General features: G+C 66.2%; 14 protein-coding genes and 1 pseudogene. 9 read left to right on the top strand and 6 right to left on the bottom strand.

What is annotated here, in order from left to right; all coding sequences use genetic code 11:
* Window positions 1-43: 43 nt before the first annotated feature.
* Window positions 44-3,586, bottom strand: coding sequence for a molybdopterin cofactor-binding domain-containing protein (locus ACVINW_RS38375; RefSeq protein WP_456756101.1), 3,543 nt, complete (start codon window positions 3,584-3,586; stop codon window positions 44-46).
* A complete protein-coding gene (locus ACVINW_RS38370) occupies window positions 3,586-4,053 on the bottom strand; it encodes a (2Fe-2S)-binding protein (protein ID WP_456756100.1) in 468 nt (155 codons plus the stop codon). Before ACVINW_RS38370 ends, ACVINW_RS38375 begins: the two co-directional genes overlap by 1 nt.
* Before the next feature lie 277 nt (window positions 4,054-4,330).
* Here ACVINW_RS38370 and ACVINW_RS38365 point away from each other — a divergent pair, with 277 nt between their 5' ends.
* The 8 genes and pseudogenes from ACVINW_RS38365 to ACVINW_RS38330 all read left to right on the top strand — a co-directional run bounded on the left by ACVINW_RS38365 (window position 4,331) and on the right by ACVINW_RS38330 (window position 12,559).
* On the top strand, window positions 4,331-5,773 hold the full coding sequence (locus ACVINW_RS38365; protein WP_456756099.1) for a 6-hydroxynicotinate reductase: 1,443 nt from the start codon (window positions 4,331-4,333) through the stop codon (window positions 5,771-5,773).
* On the top strand, window positions 5,770-6,678 hold the full coding sequence (locus tag ACVINW_RS38360) for a UPF0280 family protein (RefSeq protein ID WP_456756098.1): 909 nt from the start codon (window positions 5,770-5,772) through the stop codon (window positions 6,676-6,678). Before ACVINW_RS38365 ends, ACVINW_RS38360 begins: the two co-directional genes overlap by 4 nt.
* A 16-nt stretch (window positions 6,679-6,694) precedes the next feature.
* Window positions 6,695-7,279 (top strand): amino acid synthesis family protein, encoded by a 585-nt coding sequence (locus ACVINW_RS38355; protein ID WP_223968163.1) that lies wholly within the window; start codon window positions 6,695-6,697, stop codon window positions 7,277-7,279.
* A gap of 28 nt (window positions 7,280-7,307) precedes the next feature.
* Window positions 7,308-8,522, top strand: a complete 1,215-nt coding sequence (locus ACVINW_RS38350) for an ABC transporter substrate-binding protein (protein WP_456756097.1) — start codon at window positions 7,308-7,310, stop codon at window positions 8,520-8,522.
* 183 nt (window positions 8,523-8,705) lie between these two features.
* Window positions 8,706-10,599 (top strand): annotated as a pseudogene (locus ACVINW_RS38345) (ABC transporter permease).
* The gene (locus ACVINW_RS38340) at window positions 10,596-11,387 is read left to right on the top strand and encodes an ABC transporter ATP-binding protein (RefSeq protein ID WP_456756096.1); all 792 of its coding nucleotides are present in this window, start codon (window positions 10,596-10,598) and stop codon (window positions 11,385-11,387) included. Before ACVINW_RS38345 ends, ACVINW_RS38340 begins: the two are co-directional and overlap by 4 nt.
* A complete protein-coding gene (locus ACVINW_RS38335; RefSeq protein WP_456756095.1) occupies window positions 11,384-12,088 on the top strand; it encodes an ABC transporter ATP-binding protein in 705 nt (234 codons plus the stop codon). Before ACVINW_RS38340 ends, ACVINW_RS38335 begins: the two co-directional genes overlap by 4 nt.
* A gap of 15 nt (window positions 12,089-12,103) precedes the next feature.
* Complete coding sequence (locus ACVINW_RS38330; protein WP_456756094.1) at window positions 12,104-12,559, top strand: MarR family winged helix-turn-helix transcriptional regulator; 456 nt, start codon at window positions 12,104-12,106, stop codon at window positions 12,557-12,559.
* 184 nt (window positions 12,560-12,743) lie between these two features.
* On the opposite strand, the gene ACVINW_RS38325 is transcribed toward ACVINW_RS38330, so the two are convergent.
* Window positions 12,744-13,940: an amidohydrolase family protein gene (locus ACVINW_RS38325; RefSeq protein WP_456756093.1), complete on the bottom strand. Its 1,197-nt coding sequence runs from the start codon at window positions 13,938-13,940 to the stop codon at window positions 12,744-12,746.
* Window positions 13,941-14,108: 168 nt separating this feature from the next.
* On the opposite strand from ACVINW_RS38325, the gene ACVINW_RS38320 reads away from it, so the two are divergent.
* Window positions 14,109-14,882: a ferredoxin--NADP reductase gene (locus tag ACVINW_RS38320; protein ID WP_456756092.1), complete on the top strand. Its 774-nt coding sequence runs from the start codon at window positions 14,109-14,111 to the stop codon at window positions 14,880-14,882.
* 154 nt (window positions 14,883-15,036) lie between these two features.
* On the opposite strand, the gene soxA is transcribed toward ACVINW_RS38320, so the two are convergent.
* Genes soxA through ACVINW_RS38305 form a run of 3 tightly spaced genes read right to left on the bottom strand, consistent with a single transcriptional unit; the run spans window position 15,037 to window position 16,588 of the window.
* Window positions 15,037-15,810, bottom strand: coding sequence for a sulfur oxidation c-type cytochrome SoxA (soxA, locus tag ACVINW_RS38315; RefSeq protein WP_456756091.1), 774 nt, complete (start codon window positions 15,808-15,810; stop codon window positions 15,037-15,039).
* Window positions 15,807-16,127 (bottom strand): thiosulfate oxidation carrier complex protein SoxZ, encoded by a 321-nt coding sequence (gene soxZ / locus ACVINW_RS38310; RefSeq protein WP_456756090.1) that lies wholly within the window; start codon window positions 16,125-16,127, stop codon window positions 15,807-15,809. The genes soxA and soxZ overlap by 4 nt, the downstream gene beginning before the upstream one ends.
* Window positions 16,127-16,588, bottom strand: a complete 462-nt coding sequence (locus ACVINW_RS38305) for a SoxY-related AACIE arm protein (protein WP_456756089.1) — start codon at window positions 16,586-16,588, stop codon at window positions 16,127-16,129. The genes soxZ and ACVINW_RS38305 overlap by 1 nt, the downstream gene beginning before the upstream one ends.

Raw genomic sequence — 16,588 nt, 5'->3', positions numbered from 1 at the left:
CCCGCGCCGCCCGCCCAGTGGGTATCGGGCGGAACATGGCAGGTCAGCGCGCTATGGTCCGCCGTATACGGCCGACGGTGGCGGCGACATCGGTCCACTCCGGCTTGTCCGGCGCGAATTGCCGCCGGAGGAAGGCGGCGAGCTCGGCGACCTGGTTGTCGTTCATGCTGTCCTTGAACGCCGGCATATAGCCGAGGTCGGTCACGGCCGGCTTGGCGATGCCGTGCAGGATCACCTGGATCAGATTGTCGGGCGCATCGCTGTGCAGATTGCTGTTCAGCGCCAGCGACGGCCGGCTGCCGAACAGCGGCGGGCCGCCGACCTCGTGGCACACCGCGCAGGCGCCTTGATAGATCCGCGCGCCAGCCGACGCGGCGGTGGTGACGGCGGTGCCGGCCTCGAGCTTCGCGGCGAGCGCATCGTGGGCCGGCTGATCAGCGGTTGGGTTGAACGAGGCGAGGTAAACCGCCATCGCACGGATATCCTGGTCGGGCAGCGCAGCCAGCTCCTGCACGACCGGCGCCATCGGTCCTGCGGCGACGCCGTGCAGGCGGGACTCGCCGGTGCGCAGATAGGCGTACAGCTCGTCCTCGCTCCAGGGGATCGGCGCCTTCGACAGCGACGTCAGCGCCGGCGCCTCCCAGCCCTCGGCAAAGCCGCCGGCGAGATAGGCCGCCTGTCGCTCGGCGCCGAGCGCATTGCGCGGCGAATGGCAGGCGCTGCAATGCCCGAGCCCTTCGATCAGATAGGCGCCGCGATTCCATATCTCGGGCTTCGATGGATCGGGCTGGAACGTGCGCGGCTGATGGAAAAACGCATTCCATCCGGCGAGCAGCGGCCGCAGGTTGAACGCAAAGGCAAGGGCATTCGCCGGCGTTTCGGCGCGCACCGGCGGCTGCGCCATCAGATAGGCATAGAGCGCTTGCAAATCGGCGTCGGTGGTCCTGGCGAAATGCGTGTACGGAAACGCCGGATAGAGATGGCGGCCGTCGCGATGAATGCCTTCGCGCATCGCGCGCTCGAAGGCGGGATAGGACCAGGCGCCGATGCCGGTGTCGATATCGGGCGTGATGTTGGTGGTATGGATGGTGCCGAACGGCGTCTCGAGCGGCCGGCCGCCGGCGTTCAGGATGCCGTGCTCCGAGGTGTGGCAGACGGCGCAGGCACCGAGCGCCGCAAGCTCCTTGCCGCGCGCGATCGTTGCCGTGGAATAGACCGAGGCATCGGGACGGGCGATCGGCGCGATCGCGCGCCATGGCAAGACGGCCGCGCCGATCCCGATCGCTGCTGCACACAGTGCGGCAATGCCGGCAAGCATTCCGCCGCGTTGCGCGAACGGATTTTTCCATCTGTTGAGGTCGGCCGCCTTCGCCGGCGGCGCAAGCGGGGCGGGCGCTGCCGGTTGCTCGCCGCGTAAGCCCTTCAAAATGCGCTCCGGCGTGAACGGCAATTCGCGGAAGCGCACGCCGGTCGCATCGTAGATCGCGTTCGCGATCGCAGCCGCGCTTGGCACCGAGGCGGACTCGCCGACGCCGAGCGGCGGCTGGTCCTGCCGCGGCAGCATCAGCACATCGATCTCAGGTAGCTCGGGGAATTTGATGATGGGGTAGGCGCCCCATTCCCGCGCGGCCACCGCGCCGCGCTCGAAGGAAACCTCCTCCATCAGCGCGCGGCTGGTCGACTGGATGACGTTGCCTTCGATCTGGTGCCGCACGCCCTCCGGATTGATCATCAACCCGGAGTCCTGGCCGGCGACGACGCGGGTCACGCTGACATCGCCGGTCGCCTTGTTGACCGCGACGTCGGCGATCCACGCCGACCATGCCGCACCGTAGCCGGGAAACTTGCTGTGCACATAGAGCGCATAGGCAAAGCCGCGGCCGCGCACGATGTCGCCGTCCGCCTCGGGCTCTTGCCGCACCGGGCGCGGCGTCCAGCCGGCGCGCTCGGCGACCGCGTTGACGAGATCGATCGCGCGCCTGTCCTTCAAATAGCGCAGCCGGTATTCGATCGGATCGACTTCCGCTTCGGCCGCGAGCTCGTCGATATAGGACTCGTGCGCAAACGTGTTCGGCAGCGCCGAGACGCCGCGAAACCAGGAGGCGCGCACGATCGGCGGCATGTCATTGGCGACCACGCGCATGTTCTCGTAGTCGTAGGGCGGGATCGCGGTGCGGTCGCCCATCTCGAATACGGCAGGCGTCGGCGCGATCCGCCCTGTGAGCAGCAGCGCCAGCGTCGGCGCGCCGTTCGAGGGATAGCGCGTATTGAAATCGTAGCCGGCGACGCTGCCGTCGGCGTTGAGCCCGCCATTGACGTCCATCAGCTGCGCGGTGCCCTTCGGCTCCCAGGCATGCTCCTGCTCGCGCGTGAGCTGGACCCGCACGGGCCGGCCGACCGCGCGCGACAGCAGCAGCGCGTCGGCGGAGACGTCGTCGGCGCAGTTGCGGCCGTAGCAGCCGGCGGCCTCCATCCGGATCACGTCGATCTCGGATTCCGGCCGCTGGATCAACAGCGCCAGATCGCCGCGCAGGATGTGCGGGTTCTGAGTGCCGGACCACACCCGGATCGCGCCGTCGCCGTAGTCGGCGACCGCGCAGGATGGGCCGATCGAGCCGTGCATCTGGTAGGGCCAAACGTAGGTCCGTTGCATCGGCTTGGCGGCAGCCTTGATCGCGGCATCGACGTCGCCCTGGTCGATCAGCTGGCGCGGCGTCGCGGGATTGGCGCGCAGCGCCTGCTCGATGTCGGAGAGATCGGTCAGCTGTGGCCCCGGCTTCCAGCTCACCTTGAGCTGTGCGGCAGCCTTGATCGCGTTCTCCTCGCGCTCGGCGACGACGCCGACGAAATCGCCGATCCGCACCACCGCGACAACGCCGGGGATATCCCGCACCGAAGCTTCATCGACCGCGATCAGGCTGGTGCCGACGAACGGGCCGGCATCGACGCCGGCATAGGGCGGTCGCACGACACGGCCATGCAGCATGCCGGGCACGCGCACATCGTGGACGTAGACAAGCTCGCCGGTCGCCTTCGCCGGCAGGTCGATGCGCGGCACCGACTTGCCGACGACGGAATGGCTTTTGACCGGCTTGACCGGCACGTCGTCGGCGAGCTCGAGCCGGATGGTCTCGTCGGTGATCAATTCGCCATAGCTGATGCTGCGGTTGTCATGGCCGCGGATCAGGCCGTCCTCGATCGTGAGTTCGTCAGCCGATAGTTCGAGCCGCTCGGCCGCGCGCGCGAGCAAAAAATGCCGGGCTTGCGCGGCGGCCTTGCGCAAGGGCACAGCCGTGATCTGGATGGTTTCGCTTGCGATCGTCGCGCCCTGGTTCGGCACCACGGCGGTGTCGCCGAGGATCACGACCACGCGGGCGAAGGAGACGTCGAGCTCTTCGGCGACGATCTGCCCGAGCGCGGTGCGGATGCCGGTGCCGAGGTCGACATGCCCATTATAGGCATTGACCGAACCGTCCGCCGTGATGGTGATGAAGGTCTCGAACGCGCCTTCCGTGCCCAGCACCGCGGGACGGACGACGGAGAGCGAGCCGCGCTTGCGTTGCTCGGCAGGCCGTGCGTCCGCCATCAATCGCGCGCCTCGAGCGCGTGGCCGGCGGCGCGCATCGCCGCGCGGACGATCTCGATATGCGCGCCGCAACGGCAGAGATTGTAGCGCAGCGCTTCCAGCACCTCGTGCTCGGACGGGCTTGGGTTGCGCGTGAGCAGCGCCTTGGTCGTGATGATCATGCCGTTGAGGCAATAGCCGCACTGCGCGGCCTGTTCGCGGATGAAGGCATCCTGCACCGGATCGGGATGCTCGCGCGTGCCGAGCCCTTCCAGCGTGACGATGCTGCGCCCCGTGCAGCCTTCGATCGGAATCACGCAGGCGCGCGCCGCGACGCCGTCGATCAGCACCGCGCAGGCGCCGCACTCACCGAGCCCGCAGCCATATTTCGGTCCATTCAATGCGAGGTCGTTGCGCAGCACGTAAAGCAATGCGGTGTCGGGAGCGGCGTCGATATCATGATTCCTGCCGTTCACGGTCAGGCGCATAGCCCCGGTTCTCCCCTCGATGTTTGCGCTGCAATGTCAGCGTCCGATCGGGAATGAGGATAACGTTTGTATACAAACGTGCAAGCGGCGGCATGCCGCGCTGCAGCGCGTGCACGCTTTATGAACAGGGTGCGCAAGCGAATGGCAGGGTTTGATCGCAAAGGTCGCTTGACAGGCTTGAGGCTCGCGCGCAGGATCATTCGTATACGAACGATATAGGCAGGGAGGCGGAAGCGCAGTATGATCGACCGCCACCACAAGTCCAGGCTGGGTCACGATGGCTGACACAATGACCGTCGCCGCCGGCGACAAGATCCGCTGCGATGCCTGTCCGGTGATGTGCTACATCAAGCCGGGCGCGGCCGGCGCCTGCGATCGCTACGCCAATCACGACGGCACGCTGGTGCGTGTCGATCCGCATGTGGTGCTGGAGCGCACGGTCTCGCATGGCGGCAAGCTGGTGCCGTTCCAGGTGAGCGGCGACTGGGACGGCAAGATCGTCCGCCAGCCAGACCTGTTCGTCACCGCGATCGGCGCTGGAACCACCTATCCGGACTACAAGCCGGCGCCGTTCATCGTGTCGTCGGAGGTCGACGGCGTCGACATGGTCACGGTGGTGACCGAGGGCATTTTCTCCTATTGCGGCGTCAAGGTGAAGATCGACACCGACCGCTATCTCGGGCCGGAGACCGCGACCGTGCGCGCGGACGGCGAGGCGGTCGGCCATGTCACGACCAGCGAATATGGCTCGCAGATGCTCTCGCTCGGCGGCGTGCATCATCTGACCGGCGGTTCCAAGAAGGAGGGCCGCGTCACCTGCGACACGCTGATGGATCTCTCCAACTGCAAGGCGGTGGAGCTCGTCATCGACGGCGGCGCCACCGTCGTGGTGCAGGCGGGCAAGCCGCCGATCGTCAACGGTGTGGCGGAAGAGCGCATGCGGGTCGGCTGCGGCTCGGCGACCATCGGCATGTTCGCCAAGCAGTGGCACGGCAAGGTCGATGAAGTCGTGGTGGTCGACGACCACATCACCGGCGTGCTCAGCGAGCACCAGGCCGGCAAGCTGCTCGACATCGCCGACACCGGCATCAAGATGAAGGGCCGACGCTCGACGCCCGGCCGCTATTTCCAGGTCGCCGATCCCGGCACGGGCTGGGGCGGCACCAACATCTCCGATCCGCTGTCGATCCTCGGCCCGTTCAATGCCAAGGAGGCGCGGCCCGGGCTCACCATGCTGATGGTGTCGACCACAGGCGAGCACGCGTCCTACTACGTGCTCGACGAGGCGTTGCAGCCAGTCGAGACCGAGATGCCTGCCGACCTTCGCTTCTCGGTCGAGCGCATCCAGGAGAATTGCGAGCCGGCGCTGTGCACCGTGCTGTTCATGGGCGGCGCGGGCGGATCGCTGCGCGCCGGCGTTACCGACAATCCGGTCCGGCTGACCCGCTCGGTGAAGGACGCGCTCACGAGGGTCACCAGCGGCGGCGCGCCGGTCTATGTCTGGCCGGGCGGCGGCATCACCTACATGGTCGATGTCACGCAGATGCCGGCCGGCGCCTTCGGTTATGTGCCGACCCCGGCATTGGTGGCGCCGATCGAGTTCACGATGCGCATGTCCGATTACGCGGCGCTCGGCGGTCATATGGACTATGTCCGGCCGCTGTCGTCGTTGCGGGACAGCGCCGAAGTCAGGCCGTATCTTCCGGGACGGCGCGCATGAGGCGGCTTCCGCAAATCGCGCTTCTTCCTGACGGCAAGCGGCTGCATTTGCAGGACGGTCCCATTGATCTGGTCGTCGAGGCCAACGGCAGGGACGCGGCTATTCGTGCCGCCTATCAGGCCGCGGCGGAGCGCTTCACCGGCTTGCTCGATGAACTCTGCGCGGAACTGACCGAGCTGCGCAGCGCGGTCCGTCCCGATCACTGTGGACTGATAGGCGTGGTGGCGCGGCGCATGCATGCGGCGGTCGTGCCGTTTGCTGCCGACTGCTTCATCACGCCGATGGCGGCGGTGGCGGGATCGGTCGCCGAGGAAATCCTCGGCGCGATGCTTCGGGCGGCAACGCTCGATCGCGCGTATGTCAACAATGGCGGCGACATTGCGCTGCATCTCGCCGGTGGCGAGCATTTCACCGTTGGCCTGATGGACCGCCCGGACCGCGATGGCGTGATGCACACCATGACCGTCGATGCCGACATGCCGGTCCGCGGCATTGCGACCAGCGGCCGCCACGGCCGCAGCTTCTCGCTCGGCATTGCCGATGCCGTCACCGTGCTGGCGCGGACGGCATCGCAGGCCGATGCGGCCGCGACGGTGATCGCCAATGCGGTCGATCTGCCCGATCATCCCGCGATCCTGCGCTGTCCGGCCAACGAATTGCAGCCGGACAGCGATCTCGGCGCGCGGCTGGTCACGCGTGATGTCGGAGCCTTGGCGGAACACGAGATCGAGCAGGCGCTGGAGGCGGGGGCAGCGCGGGCGCGCGACCTCCTGATGGCGGGATTGATCGAGGGCGCGGCATTGCGTCTACTGGGCGAAACGCGAATTGTCGGTGCAACTGGGATTGAGGCGCCGGCGTCGCACGCGTTTCAGGGGCGAACGATAAACAACAGGCTGCAGGCATGACCGGGAGCGAGGCACAATGAGCGCCGTCATTCGCAAGATCGTCACCGTGGTCGAGGAGACCCATCTGGAGATGGGCAAGACCATCGCGCCGCCGACAAGGCGTGCCGCCGCCATTGCGGTGATCGAGAACCCCTTTGCCGGCCGCTATGTCGAGGATCTGTCGCCGCTGATCGCGATCGGCGAGGAACTCGGCGAATTGCTCTCCAAGCGCGCGGTCGCTGCGCTCGGCATCGACGGCGCCAAGGCGCACAGCTACGGCAAGGCCGCCGCCGTCGGCGAGAATGGCGAGCTCGAGCACGCGGCCGCGATCCTGCATCCCAAGATGGGCGCGCCGGTGCGCAAGGTGCTGTCGAAGGGTGCGGCGCTGATTCCGTCGTCGAAGAAGCGCTCGGGTCCCGGTACCACGCTGGATATTCCGCTCGGGCACAAGGATGCCGCCTTCGTGCGCAGCCATTTCGACGGCATGGAGGTGCAGATCAACGACGCACCGCGGGCCAACGAGATCATGGTCGCGGTCGCGGTGACCGACAGCGGGCGGCCGCTGCCGCGGGTCGGCGGGCTGACGGTTTCTGAAGTCAAAGGCGAAGACGGATTGCGATAGTCTCTTTGAAGAACAACTGGAGGATGGGATGCGTGGTTATTTCGTAGGGGCGGGATTGGCGATCGCGGTCGCGGCCATGGCAACAAGCGTCATGACGACGCAGGCCATGGCGCAGAGCGAAATCAAGATCGGCGAGATCAACTCCTATTCCTTGCTGCCGGCGTTCACCGAGCCCTATCGCAAGGGCTGGCAGCTCGCGGTGGAAGAGATCAATGCCGCCGGCGGCATCAACGGCAAGAAGCTCGTCGTCATTTCCAAGGATGACGGCGGCAAGCCGGCCGACGCTCAGACCGCGGCCAACGAGCTGGTGTCGAGCGAGAACGTCGCGATGCTCACCGGCACCTTCCTCTCCAATATCGGCCTCGCGGTCTCCGACTTCGCCAACCAGAAGAAGGTGTTCTTCCTGGCGGCTGAGCCGCTGACCGATGCCATCACCTGGTCGAAGGGCAACCGGTATACATTCCGCCTGCGGCCGTCGAATTACATGCAAGCCGCAATGCTGGTGGAAGAAGCCGCAAAACTGCCCGCAAAACGCTGGGCGACGATCGCGCCGAACTATGAATACGGCCAGTCGGCGGTCGCGGTGTTCAAGAAGCTGATGTCGGAGAAGCGGCCCGACATCCAGTGGGTCGACGAGCAGTGGCCGCCGCAGGGCAAGATCGACGCCGGCCCGGTGGTGCAGGCGGCTGCCGCGGCAAACCCGGAGGCGATCCTCAACGTCACCTTCGGCGCCGACCTGGTCAAGCTCGTGCGCGAAGGCAACACCCGCGGCCTGTTCAAGGGCCGCACCGTGGTGAGCTTCCTGACCGGCGAGCCGGAATATCTCGATCCCTTGAAGGACGAGACGCCTGAGGGGTGGATCGTCACCGGCTATCCCTGGTACTCGATCAAGACGCCCGAGCACGACGCGTTCCTGAAAGCCTATCAGGCCAAGTACAATGACTATCCGCGGCTTGGCTCGATCGTCGGCTACCAGACCATCAAGGCGGCGGCGGCGATCCTGGCGAAGGCCGGCTCGAGCGATCCGGAGAAGCTGATCGCGGCAGCCGAAGGCATCTCGATGCCGTCGCCGTTCGGCGAGATCACCTTCCGCAAGATCGACCACCAGTCGACGCTGGGAGCCTTCACCGGCAAGACCGCGCTGAAGGACGGCAAGGGCATCATGGTCGATACCGCCTATCGCAAGGGCTCGGACTATCTGCCTGGCGATGCCGAGATCGAGAAGCTGCGGCCGAAGGATTGATTCTTCTTCTCCCTCTCCCCGTTCTTACGGAGAGAGGGTTGGGGTGAGGGGCTGTCTCCGCGAGCGTGCGCGTGGAGAGTCCCCCTCACCCGAAACTCAAGCTGGCGCTTGAGTTTCGACCTCTCCCCGCAAGCGGGGCGAGGTGAAGAAAGTGACGCTTGTGTTCTCCAACGCGGACCGCCCATGGCCTTCTATGTCGTCCAGTTCCTGACCGGTCTTGCCAGCGCGGCGTCGCTGTTCCTGGTCGCTTCGGGTCTGTCGATCATCTTCGGCGTGACGCGGATCGTGAATTTCGCGCATGGCGCGTTCTACATGCTCGGCGCCTATGTCGCCTTCACGCTGACCGAGCGCTTATCGGGCGCGTTCGGCTTCTGGGGCGGCATCGTCGTTGCGGCGCTGGCGGTTGCTGCAATCGGCGTGCTGGTCGAGATGGTGCTGCTGCGCCGGATCTATCATTCGCCCGAGCTGTTCCAATTGCTCGCCACCTTCGGCCTGACGCTGATGGTCGAGGACCTGGTGGTGCTGATCTGGGGGCCTGACGATCTGGTCGGCCGCCGCGCGCCCGGCTTCAAGGGCGCGATCGATTTCTTCGGCCAGAATATTCCGAGCTACGATCTGTTCCTGATCGTGCTCGGGCCGGTCGTGCTCGGCGTGCTCTGGCTCTTGTTCCAGCGCACCCGCTGGGGCGTGCTGGTGCGCGCGGCGACGCAGGATCGCGACATGGTCGCGGCGCTCGGCGTCAATCAGAAATGGCTGTTCACCAGCGTGTTCGCGCTTGGCGTCTTCCTGGCCGCGCTCGGCGGCGCGCTGCAAATCCCGCGCGATGCGGTCAACCACGCGATGGATCTGCGCGTCATCGTCGAGGTCTTCGTCGTGGTCGTGATCGGCGGCCTCGGCAGCATCATCGGCGCCTTCGTCGCGGCGGTGCTGGTCTCCGAACTCAACGCCTTCGGCATCCTGATCTTCCCGAAGATCTCGATCATCCTGGTGTTCCTGGTGATGGCGGTGGTGCTGATCGTCCGTCCCTGGGGCCTGTTCGGCAAGCCGGAGGCGCCGGCGCGGCGCACGCCGGGCCTCACCGTCAATCCGTGGCGGCCGCTGACTACGAACGAACGGCTTGCCGCGATCGCCGTGCTGGTGGTCGCCGCCGCGCTGCCGTTCGTCGCCGGCAATTACCTGCTCACCGTCGGCTCGGAGATCGCGATCTTCGTGATCTTCGCCGTCAGCCTGCACTTCCTGATGTCGGTCGGCGGGCTCGCCTCGTTCGGCCACGCCGCCTATTTCGGCCTCGGCGCCTATGGCGTGGCGCTGCTCGCCAAGATGGCGGGCCTGCCGATGATCGCCTGCCTGCTGCTCGGTCCGCTGCTCGGACTATTGGGCGCCGCGGTGTTCGGCTTCTTCGCAGTGCAGCTCTCCGGCGTCTATTTCGCGATGCTGACTTTGGCTTTTGCCCAGATCGTCTGGTCGGTCGCATTCCAGTGGGTGTCGGTCACCGGCGGCGACAACGGCATTCTCGGCATCTGGCCGGAAAAATGGGCGGCGAGCCCGTCGCATTTCTACTGGCTGTCGCTCGGCATCGCCGCGCTTGCGGTGATGATCCTGCGCATCATCGTGTTCTCGCCGTTCGGTTTCGCACTGCGCGCGCACGCGCGACTCGCCGCTGCGCAGCGAGGCGGTCGGCATCGACGGCAAGCGCATCCAGTGGACTGCCTTCGTGATCGCGGGCACGGTCGCCGGCCTTGCCGGCGCGCTGTTCGCCTATCTCAAGGGCAGCGTGTTCCCCGACAATATGGGCATCTCGCTGTCGGTCGACGCGCTGGTCATGGTGCTGCTCGGCGGCGTCGAGACGGTGTCGGGCGCGGTGGTCGGCGCCATCGTCTACAAGGCGCTCAACATCTGGCTGGTCAGCCAGACCGATCTCTCCAAGCTCGTGCTTGGCGGCTTCGTGGTGCTGATCGTGGTCGCATTCCCCAAGGGCATCGTCGGCACGCTGGAAGCCTTCATGCATCGCCGCCGCAAATCCTCGTCATCGGCGTCGTCGCCATTGCTGACATCCCGCATCGAGAGCGCCGAATGAGCATGGTCCCCACATTGCTGTCGGTCGAAGGGCTGACCAAATCCTATGGCGGCGTGCATGCCGTGCGCGGCGTCTCGTTCGAGCTGCGCGCCGGCGAGATCCTGGCGCTGATCGGGCCGAACGGCGCGGGCAAGAGCACCTGCTTCGACATGCTCAACGGCCAGAACATTCCAGACTCTGGCCGCATCCGCGTGCTGGGGGCGGAGACCACCGGCAAGAAGCCGCGCGTGATCTGGCGCATGGGGGTGGGGCGCACCTTCCAGATCGCGGCGACCTTCCCAACCATGACGATGCGCGAGAACGTGCAGGTCGCGCTGGTCTCGCATGGCGGGCAGCTGTTCAATCTGTGGGCCTCGACCGCGCGGCACGCCCGAGACGAAGCCGGGCGGCTGCTCGACCTGGTCGGCATGGGCGCCTATGCGGAGCGTCCCTGCGGCGAGCTCGCCTATGGCGACGTCAAGCGGCTGGAGCTTGCGATCGCGCTCGCCAACCAGCCAAAGCTGCTCTTGATGGACGAGCCGACCGCCGGCATGGCGCCGCGCGAGCGCGTCGAGCTGATGCGGCTGACGGCGCGGATCGCGCGCGAGCAGTCGATCGGCGTTCTCTTCACCGAGCACGACATGGACGTGGTGTTCGAGCATGCCGACCGCATCCTGGTGCTGAACCGCGGCACCTTGATTGCCGAAGGTTCGCCCGAGGAGGTCCGCGGTAACGCCCAGGTGCGGGCGATCTATCTCGGCGAAGGCCTGCTCTATGATGCCCGGCACCGCGAGGGAGCATCGGCATGAAGCTCACCGTAAAGGACCTCAACAGCTTCTATGGCCCGGCGCATATCCTGTTCGACATCGCGCTCGAGGTCGGCGAGGGCGAGGTGGTCGCGCTGCTCGGCCGCAACGGCGCCGGCAAGTCGACCACGTTCCGCTCCATCGTCGGCCTGGTCGAGAACCGCTCGGGCCGCGTGATGTTCGAGGGCCGGGACGTCTCCGATCTGCCGACGCATGCGATCGTGCGCGGCGGGCTCGGCTATGTGCCGGAGGAGCGGCGCATCTTCACGGATCTGACGGTCGAGGAGAATCTCGAGGTCGGCCGCCAGCCGAAGCGGGCGGGCGCGCCGCAATGGGATCGTGACAAACTGTTCAAGCTGTTCCCCAATCTCGGCGAGATGCGCGGCCGCCCCGGCGGGCGCATGAGCGGCGGCGAACAGCAGATGCTGACGATCGCGCGCACCTTGATGGGAAATCCCTCGATGGTGCTGCTCGACGAGCCGTCGGAAGGTCTGTCGCCAAAAATCGTCGAACAGATGGTCGATGCGATCCTGGCGATGAAGAAGGAGGGCGTCAGCATCGTCGTGTCGGAGCAGAATCTGCATTTCGCCCGGCTGATCTCGGATCGCGCCTACATCATCGAGCGCGGCCGGATCTGCTTCGGCGGCACCATGGCGGAGCTCGATGCGCGTCCGGATATCCGCGACGCGCATCTGTCGCTGTAACGGGCGGGGTGGACAATGGCGAGGAGCGCTGCACAGAAGCGAAGCGTCAAGGCGGCGAAGCCCGGCTACGTGCTGGACGAGCAGATCGGCTTCATCCTGCGCCAGGTGTCGCAGCGCCACGCCGTGATCTTCGCCCGCGAGATCGGCATCAATTTGACGCCGACGCAATGGGCGGCGCTGTCGAAGCTGTCCGAGGTCGGGCCGTGTTCGCAGAACCAATTGGGGCGGCTGACCTCGATGGACGTTGCGACCATCAAGGGCGTGATCGATCGCCTGACCGCACGCGGCCTGACCGAGACCTCGCCCGATCCCGACGACGGCCGAAGGCTGCTGGTAAGCCTCACCCGCGCCGGCCAGCAGATGGCCGACAAGGCCGCGCCGAACGCGCTGGTGATCTCCCGGGAAACCCTGGCGCCGCTCGACGCCAAGGAGCGCGAGACCCTGATCGCGCTGCTCGGCAGGTTGCGGTGATTCAAATCTGTTCTCACCGAAAATCTCTCACCGTCACCCTGAGGAGGCCGCAAAGCGGCCGTCTCGAAGGGGCGACGGCCACCAGCCGGGCCGTGCATCCTTCGAGACGCGCGGAGCCTGTCATCGGCCGCGCTTCGCGCGGACCCGTTGGCGCTCCTCAGTATGACGGGGCGGCTGCCGCAGCCTACTTCCCCACGATCTCCGGCACCTTCCCCGCGGGCGGCGTATTGCGGCTGCGCTGGGTGCGGACGATGCCGTCGATGATGGTCATGCCGATGCCGGGGAGGTCGCCGAGCTGAACGCTCTCCAGGATGTTCTTGCCCGGCGAATGCTGCGCCTTGTCCATCAGCACGAAATCGGCCGAGCGGCCGACCTCGATCAAGCCGCAATCGAGCTCGCGCATCCGCGCGGTGTTGCCGGTCGCGAGGCAGAACGCCAGCTCGGCCGGCAGTTCGCCGAGTGAGGACAGCAGCGAAACCATGCGCAGGATGCCGAGCGGCTGCACGCCGGAGCCGGCCGGCGCGTCGGTGCCGAGGATGACGCGGTGCAGATCGCCCATCTCGCGCGCGGTGCGCAGCGTGAACAGCGCCGAGCGCTCGTTGCCGTTGTGCACCAGCTCCAGCCCGCGCTTGCAGCCCTCGCAGATGCAGCGGATCTGGTCGTCGGGCAGCGCGGTGTGGCCGCCATTGATGTGGCCGACCACGTCGGTGTCGGCCTCCAGCACCACGTCCTTGTCGATCAGGCCGGAGCCCGGGATCGACGGTCCGCCGGTGTGGATCGTGCTTTGAATGCCGTATTTGCGCGCCCAGCCGACCATCTTGCGCGCCGTCGGCCCGTCCTTCACGCCACCTAACCCGACTTCGCCGAGCAGCTTGACACCGGCCGCGGCCATTTCCTTGAAATCGTCCTCGACCATCTCGCATTCGATCACCGGCGCGCCGGCATGCACCTTCACGCCGCCCGGCCGCAGCGTCCAGAATGCGCGTTGCGCGAAGATCGCCATCGCCTTCAGCCCGACCACGTCGCGCGGCCGGCCGGGCATGTGCACCTCGCCGGCGGAGATCATGGTGGTGACGCCGCCGTGCAGATAGCTGTCGATCCAGTTGATCTGGTTCTGCCGCGGCGTCCAGTCGCCGGCGACGGGATGGACGTGGCTGTCGATCAGCCCGGGCGCGACCGTCGTTCCCATCGCGTCGACGATCGTGGTGGCGCCTTCGGTATCGACGTCCTTGAGGCGGCCGATCGCTGATATCTTGCCGTTCTCGGCGACGATGGTATCGGCGTCCAGGATCGGCTTCTCCAGCGCTCCCGACAGCAAGAGCCCGATATTGCGGATCACCAGCTTGCTGGGGCCGGTGGCCTGGGGCGCGTCGTGAGCCATGGGTGCTTTCCTTCTGATTCTGCCGAATTGCCCGGGAATTTGAGCCCGGCTTGACTTTCCGATCAAGTCGGATTATTCGTTTGTATACGAATGATCGTATACAAACGATCCGGCCGGTCAACGGGTTCAAGTCCCCCTCCGCCGCGGCACAAATCAGGGGTTGGTGCGATGAGCAATTTCAACCAGGAAAGCGTCATCAGCGTCCACCACTGGACCGACACGCTGTTCTCCTTCAAGACCACGCGCAATCCGTCGTTCCGCTTCCGCAACGGCGAGTTCACCATGATCGGGCTCAAGGTCGGCGAGAAGCCGCTGCTGCGCGCCTACAGCGTCGCCAGCGCGAATTACGAGGACACGCTCGAGTTCTTCTCGATCAAGGTTCCGGACGGCCCGCTCACCTCGCGCCTCCAGCACCTGAAAGAGGGCGACGAGATCATCGTCAGCCGCAAGGCGACCGGCACGCTGGTCATCGACAATCTCGAGGACGGCCGCAACCTCTATCTGATCGGCACCGGCACGGGCCTCGCGCCGTTCCTCAGCGTGATCAAGGATCCCGAGACCTATGACCGGTTCGAGAAGGTCGTGCTGCTGCACGGCTGCCGCCGCGTCAAGGAGCTCGCCTATGGCGAGATGATCACCGAGACGCTGCCGCAGGACGAACTGATCGGCGAGCTGGTGCGCGACCAGCTGATCTACTATCCGACCGTGACGCGCGATCCGTTCCGCAACCGCGGCCGCATCACCGACCTGATCACCTCGGGCAAGCTGTTCGTCGATATCGGCCTGCCGGCGCTCGATGCCGCGCATGACCGCGTCATGATCTGCGGCTCGCCGGCGCTGGTCGCCGACACCCGCACTCTGCTCAACGGCCGCGGCTTCGTCGAGGGCAACCACGGCGAGCCTGCCCAGTTCGTGGTCGAGAAGGCGTTCGCCGAACGGTGATGTCGGCACGGTCTCGCCCCGCGTCATTGCGAGGAGCGACAGCGACGAAGCAATCCATCTCTCCATTCGAGTGGAGAGGTGGATTGCTTCGCTCCGCTCGCAATGGCGGGGGATAGAGCGACGCGCAATCATTGCTCATCGTAGGGGACCACCGTCACGGCCGCACCGCCGGTGTCTCGATCGGCATGCCGCGCGCCCGCGACATCAGATAGAGCTCGAGCTCGACGAGCTCCGGGGAGCCGTAATCATAGGCCTGCGCGCGGATGCCGGTGATGCAGGCGCGCAGCCGCCGCTGCAGCGATCCGAGCGACTGCCATTCCAGCCGGTACAGCGGATAACCCGTGGGCTGGCCTTGCGTGATCGCGCTGCCCGCGAGCTTCTTGTCCCAATTGTCATCGTGGCAGCTCGCGCAGGCCAGATTGAGCTGGCCCTGCCGCTGCATGAACAGCGCGTGGCCCTTGTCGACGAACGGCGCGAGCTCCGGATCGTCGCCGGCCGCGATCGGCACGCCGCGTGACTGCTGCGCGACGAAGGCGGTCAGCGCCAGCAGCTCACGGCTTTCATAGGCAAACGGTGACGCCTGCTGATGATTGGTGCGGCAGAGGTTGATCCGACCTTCGAGGTCGACCGGTTTGCCCAGCGCCTTCTCGAAGGCGGGATAATGCGCGGCGATGCCCTTCATGCTGACGCGTGCATCATTGTGGCAGTCGGCGCAGGCCTTGTTCGCGGTGCCGGCCTTGCGCGTCCACAGCGCCTCGCCGTCGAGCACGAAGAGCATGCCGGGATTGGCGGTGTCCTCGTCCTGCATCGCCTTGGTGTCGGCGCTCATGAAGCTGGTGCCGGAGCGGCGTTCGGATAGCGGAATCTCGGTGGCGAACGCTGCGCCCGCCATCGCCGTCAGCAGCGCGATTGAGACCGCAAGCCTCATTCGACCGTGATCGAAGCCTGCGCGGTCTCCGAAAACCCCTTGTCGCCGATCCATTCGAACTCGAACTTGCCGCTCTCGGTCGCCGTGGTGAAGAAGGTGATGAACGGATTGGCCGCGATCGCCGGATAAAGATCGGCGCGGAACACTTCGGTGCCGTTGAAGCGGCACGTGAAGCTCGTGATGATGTCGCGCGGCACCACGTCGCCGGACGCGGTGTGGCGATAGCCGGTCTCCATGATGTGCGACATCAGCGTCTTGATCTCGATAATTTCGCCGCGCCTGGCCTTCTTCGGCACGTTGATGAGGGCCGAGGGCATCAGATCGCCTCCTCGGTGCAGGCGGCGAGCGTCACCACGACGTCTGCGGTCGCCGACCAGAAGGTGTCGTCGGACAGCCGTGCGATCGCGGTGACCTTCTGGCTGTCGGCGAGGCGGATGCGGGTCGATATCTGCGCACGCCCGGCGCGCGGCCCGAGATGGAAATTGCCGATGTTCGGCTGCGGGTTCTTCTCGTTGAAGACGTGGATGCTCTTCACATACTCATCCGCCGTCATCGGGCTCGTCACGCTGACCGTCATCGGCACGGTGTTGCCGTTCTCGACCAGCGGCGGGATGTCGAGCTTGACCTTACCGGTCCGGACATTGGCTTCGCCGACGACGTTGCGGATCGCGGCTTGCAGCATCGCCGGCGTTGCATCAGCCGGACGGACGATCACCATCGACGCGGCAGCGCCGGTGAGGGCAAAAAACGTTCGCCGGGTGTGATCCGAATGCGCCAT

The organism is Bradyrhizobium sp. USDA 4461 (assembly GCF_054055655.1).
The sequence above is the reverse complement of the archived record's forward strand: the minus strand, read 5'-3'. Positions and strand labels throughout refer to the sequence as shown.

Bases quoted from the DNA above. Each gene is read 5' to 3' on its own strand.
- ACVINW_RS38340 (WP_456756096.1), top strand. From the start codon at position 10,596: ATGAGCATGGTCCCCACATTGCTGTCGGTCGAAGGGCTGACCAAATCC.
- ACVINW_RS38350 (WP_456756097.1), top strand. From the start codon at position 7,308: ATGCGTGGTTATTTCGTAGGGGCGGGATTGGCGATCGCGGTCGCGGCC.
- ACVINW_RS38325 (WP_456756093.1), bottom strand. From the start codon at position 13,940: ATGGCTCACGACGCGCCCCAGGCCACCGGCCCCAGCAAGCTGGTGATC.
- ACVINW_RS38335 (WP_456756095.1), top strand. From the start codon at position 11,384: ATGAAGCTCACCGTAAAGGACCTCAACAGCTTCTATGGCCCGGCGCAT.
- ACVINW_RS38370 (WP_456756100.1), bottom strand. From the start codon at position 4,053: ATGCGCCTGACCGTGAACGGCAGGAATCATGATATCGACGCCGCTCCC.
- ACVINW_RS38360 (WP_456756098.1), top strand. From the start codon at position 5,770: ATGAGGCGGCTTCCGCAAATCGCGCTTCTTCCTGACGGCAAGCGGCTG.
- soxA (WP_456756091.1), bottom strand. From the start codon at position 15,810: ATGAGGCTTGCGGTCTCAATCGCGCTGCTGACGGCGATGGCGGGCGCA.
- ACVINW_RS38305 (WP_456756089.1), bottom strand. From the start codon at position 16,588: ATGGCGCATTCGGATCACACCCGGCGAACGTTTTTTGCCCTCACCGGC.
- ACVINW_RS38320 (WP_456756092.1), top strand. From the start codon at position 14,109: ATGAGCAATTTCAACCAGGAAAGCGTCATCAGCGTCCACCACTGGACC.
- ACVINW_RS38330 (WP_456756094.1), top strand. From the start codon at position 12,104: ATGGCGAGGAGCGCTGCACAGAAGCGAAGCGTCAAGGCGGCGAAGCCC.
- ACVINW_RS38355 (WP_223968163.1), top strand. From the start codon at position 6,695: ATGAGCGCCGTCATTCGCAAGATCGTCACCGTGGTCGAGGAGACCCAT.
- soxZ (WP_456756090.1), bottom strand. From the start codon at position 16,127: ATGCCCTCGGCCCTCATCAACGTGCCGAAGAAGGCCAGGCGCGGCGAA.
- ACVINW_RS38365 (WP_456756099.1), top strand. From the start codon at position 4,331: ATGGCTGACACAATGACCGTCGCCGCCGGCGACAAGATCCGCTGCGAT.
- ACVINW_RS38375 (WP_456756101.1), bottom strand. From the start codon at position 3,586: ATGGCGGACGCACGGCCTGCCGAGCAACGCAAGCGCGGCTCGCTCTCC.